This is a genomic window from Micromonospora globispora, from assembly GCF_003857015.1.
Taxonomy (GTDB): Bacteria; Actinomycetota; Actinomycetes; order Mycobacteriales; family Micromonosporaceae; genus Micromonospora; species Micromonospora globispora.
In genome coordinates, this window is the sequence record NZ_QGGF01000269.1 from 1 (window position 1) to 3,697 (window position 3,697).

The 3,697-nt window shown below is 69.8% G+C and carries 5 protein-coding genes; 1 reads left to right on the forward strand and 4 read right to left on the reverse strand.

Going from position 1 to position 3,697, the window contains the following annotated elements:
• The 4 genes from DKL51_RS12695 to DKL51_RS12710 form a co-directional block, all read right to left on the reverse strand.
• The coding region (locus DKL51_RS12695; protein ID WP_148097778.1) for a hypothetical protein at positions 1-449 on the reverse strand (449 nt) is incomplete at its 3' end.
• A 53-nt stretch (positions 450-502) separates the two neighbouring features.
• Positions 503-1,366, reverse strand: coding sequence for an Rv1352/Rv1906c domain-containing protein (locus tag DKL51_RS12700; RefSeq protein WP_124812065.1), 864 nt, complete (start codon positions 1,364-1,366; stop codon positions 503-505).
• A gap of 255 nt (positions 1,367-1,621) precedes the next feature.
• On the reverse strand, positions 1,622-2,128 hold the full coding sequence (locus DKL51_RS12705; protein ID WP_124812066.1) for a hypothetical protein: 507 nt from the start codon (positions 2,126-2,128) through the stop codon (positions 1,622-1,624).
• 80 nt (positions 2,129-2,208) lie between these two features.
• Positions 2,209-2,739 (reverse strand): DUF4352 domain-containing protein, encoded by a 531-nt coding sequence (locus DKL51_RS12710; protein ID WP_124812067.1) that lies wholly within the window; start codon positions 2,737-2,739, stop codon positions 2,209-2,211.
• Positions 2,740-2,838: 99 nt separating this feature from the next.
• Here DKL51_RS12710 and DKL51_RS12715 point away from each other — a divergent pair.
• On the forward strand, positions 2,839-3,697 hold an 859-nt coding region (locus DKL51_RS12715; RefSeq protein WP_148097779.1), incomplete at its 3' end, for an N-6 DNA methylase.

Genomic DNA, 3,697 nt, shown 5'->3' on the forward strand with positions numbered 1-3,697 from the left:
GCCGCGAGCCAGGGCCGCAGCTCGCGGACCAGGACCCGGGAGCAGCGGGTCGGGTCGACACGGCCGGGACGGCGGCTGCGCAGGCCGTAGTGGCCGTCGCTGGCGACGTACCCGATGCCGCCGGCGCGCCCCTTCCAGCTGGCGTCGGTCGCGGCGACCAGCGGCGCGGACGTCTCCGCCCAGCGGCGGACCTGGCCGCGGCCCGGCTGGTGCTCGGGCCGGCAGGCTCGCCCGTGCTGCTTGGCGAGCCGTGCGGCGCTGTCGAGTAGCTCGCCTGCCGAGCCGAGCTCGTCGTAGTGGGCGGCGGTCAGCGCCAGCCGGACCGCGTCGCCGACGGCCTGGCAGGCCTCGCAGCGGCGGGGCATGACGTAGGCGCGGAGGGCGAGGGCGCGGTCGTGCAGGGGAGCGGGGAGCAGGTCCAGGGCGCGGAGGAACTCATCGGGACGCACGACGCCTCCTGACGTCTTGTTGTCGGGCAATGAGGCTGACCGGGGAAACGGCGTCAGCGAGCGGGGCGCCACTCGCCGCAGTTCTCCGAGTGGAAGGCGTAGTCGGAAGAGCGGATGGTGACCTGCACCCGGCGGGCACCGTTGGTGAAGTAGTTGTCGATGATGTTTCCGGAGCTGTTCTGGCGCTCCCAGTAGCACCCATCGACGTCGTGGGTGACGTACGTGCCAGGCTTGATTTCCTTGCCGACCCGGTAGGTGCCGGAGCCGAACAGCCGCCCCTGGGCCTCCAGGTCCGCGTCGACCTGACCGCGCTGCACGGCCGCCCGCCATTTCTTGGCGTACGGGTGGGTAGGGCAGAGGATCAGCGCGGCGTTGATCTCGGGGATCTGCTCGCTGCTGGCGGCGAAGCCGGCCTCGGCGTAGACGTCGTCCGGGTCGACCGCGGCGCAGATCTCGTACAGCGTCGAGATGTCCTGGTCGTCGTACTTGGAGACCTTGTAGGCCTGCTTCTCGACGGCCGTGACGATGTTCAAGCTGCCGGCGATCTCGCAGGAACTCGGCTTGGCCGCCCAGACGTCGGCGAAGTCCGGCCGGCCGTCCTTGCCCGGGTAGACAGTGAGGAGAGTGCCTTCCCATTCGTTCTCGGTCTCGCAGTCCAGGTTGACCGGCGCCTGCTGAAGGATGTTCTTCGGGTCATCCGGGTAGGTGTCGCTACTGTCGGGGATCCCGTCGCCGTCCCGGTCGGCGGCCGGAGTCGGGCTCGGCGTCGGGGACGGGCTCCCCGATGCAGACGGACTGGTCGAAGGCTTCGACGCACTCGCGGCCACCTTCCGATCGTCTCCACAACCGGTCAGGGCGAGCGCCGGCAGCAGGAAGGCAACCAGAATGATCCCGGCCGAGCGGTTGGTGTGCGGCACGGAATTCACGGGGCTGGTAGCTCGGGCAGGCATCGAAGGGATCGCGAAGTGGTGGTCGCGGCGGGCCATGGTCATCTCCGGGTGAAGTGACAGCTGGGGTACGTGCACGTTCCGCTTGAGGAAGCGGAATCGGGGCGGCGGAGTAGCCGCGAGGACGCTTTGGAGCTGATGTCGCAAAACGGATCGGTGGTTGATCGACCGGACGCCCGACCAGGCCGCTTGGCGGAGGATCGGCAACAGGTAGAGGGCCCGTGTTCAGTCGGCGAGGGTGAACACCATCTGGACGCCGCTGTCCGGGTGGTAGCTCCACGAGGCGTGGATGCCCTCCCACTCGCCGGACTGCCGTCCGTCCAGCGCTCTGGTCGCTTCGACCTCTGCCCGCACCGAGTCGGGCATCTCAAGCTCGGACCAGTAGCACTGGAGCTGGTCGAAGCTCAGGCCGCTGCTCTCCTTGCCGACACCGTGGAGAGTCAGCGTGGCGCCATCGTCGCCCAACTTGGCGTAGTCGTCCGAGGCAGCTCCGCACTTTTCGCGAGCAACTTCGAGCGGGGACGGTCGGTTGGCGAGGGCAATAGCAGCGCCGGCTGCCAGGAAAACGGCAACCACCGCGGCTCCCACCAGCAAATACATGCGACGCCTTCTCGGCGGCTGCGGCGCCGCCAGCTCGGGCTGCGCCTCGACAACAAGCGGCAGCGAGGGCTGCGGAGAAGCAGGCGGGACGGCGGGCTGCTCGGCCGGCATCGGGCTGGTCGGGTCCGTCATGGCGGTCTCCTCCGTGAACAGGGGCGAGGTGGGGGAAGGGCGGGGCGGGCGGTGGCGCCCGCCCCGGGTTGAGCGGTGGATCAGGTGAGGGAGACGGTCACGCCGCCGGAGAACGCCGAGTCGTGGAGCTCGAGCTTGGTGAGCTTCACGTTCTTCGGGATGTCGAAGACGAACACGCCGGTGACCTGGTTGCCGGGGTTGATGTCCTCGAAGAAGGTGCTGCCGTCCTTGTTGGCGTAGAGGCCGGCCTCGCTGTCGGACGAGTACTCGGTGCCGTTGGCGGCGTAGGCCTTCTGGCTGCTGCCGTCGAGGGTCTGCGCCTCCTTGCCGATGTTCTTGACGTTGACCGTGATCAGGCAGAACTGGCCCTGGGCCTTGTCGCCGATCATCGACGTGCCGACCTTCGCGACGCCGCACTTGGACGACTTGACGGTGAACTCGAACTTCCCGTCCCGGGCCGGCTGGCCGATCTTGGCGGTCTTCGGCTTGTCGTCGCCCTTGGCGGCGCCGGCGTCGGCCTTGCTGCTGGTGGCGTCGTCGGTGCTGCCGGCGCCGCAGCCCAGCGCGACGAGACCGATGGCGAGCAGAGCGAGAGTGGTGGCCTTGCGCATCGTTGTCCTCCTGATGTGAACGTTGCGGCGTCAATAAGAGCAGACGCTGTGAACGCTGTCAACAAGCATGATGCTTGACAGGTATGACACACTGCGGAGGTGCAGGAAACCCCGACAGTCACGGCAGCGGAGATCGCCCGGCTCGCGGGAGTAGGCCGTGCCGCGGTGAGCAACTGGCGTAAGCGGTACGCCGACTTCCCCGCCCCGGTGAGCGGCACGGCGGCCAGTCCCGAGTTCGACCTGGGCCAGGTCGAGCAGTGGCTGCGCGACCAGGGCAAGCTGCCCGAGCTGTCCCGAACCGACCACCTCTGGCAGCACTTGGCCGCGGCGAAGGAGAGCCCGGCGACGGCGCTGGCCAGCGTCGGGGCGTACCTGCTGGCCCGGCAACGCGGCGAGCAACCAGCCCGCAAGCAGGTCGACAAGCAGCTTTCCGGCCTGCTCCCCGAGATCGACGCCCTCGCCGACGAGCTCGGCCCGCAGGGCGCCTTCGACCAGCTCTGGCAGCGCTTCTCCGCACCCGGCCCGGGTCGCCCCTTCGCCACCCCCGACGACCTGGCCGACCTGATGGTCGGACTCGCCGATGTCGGCGGTGGCGCGGTTCTCGACCCGGCCGCCGGCACCGGCGCCACCCTCCGGGCCGCCGTCCGCGCCGGCTGCACCGGGACGTACGGGCAGGAGCTCGACGAGGACCTGGCGAAGCTCGCCGGGCTCTGGCTCGCCCTGCGCGAGGTACCCGGAGAGGTCCGCCCCGGCGACTCACTCCGCGCCGACGCGTTCCCCGGCCGCACCGTCGACGCCGTCGTCTGCCACCCACCGTTCGGCGTCACCAACTGGGGTCTCGAGGAGCTCGGCTACGACCCGCGCTGGGAGTACGGGGTGCCGCCGCGTACCGAACCGGAGCTGGCCTGGGTGCAGCACGCGCTGGCCCGGCAACGCGGCGAGCAACCAGCCCGCAAGC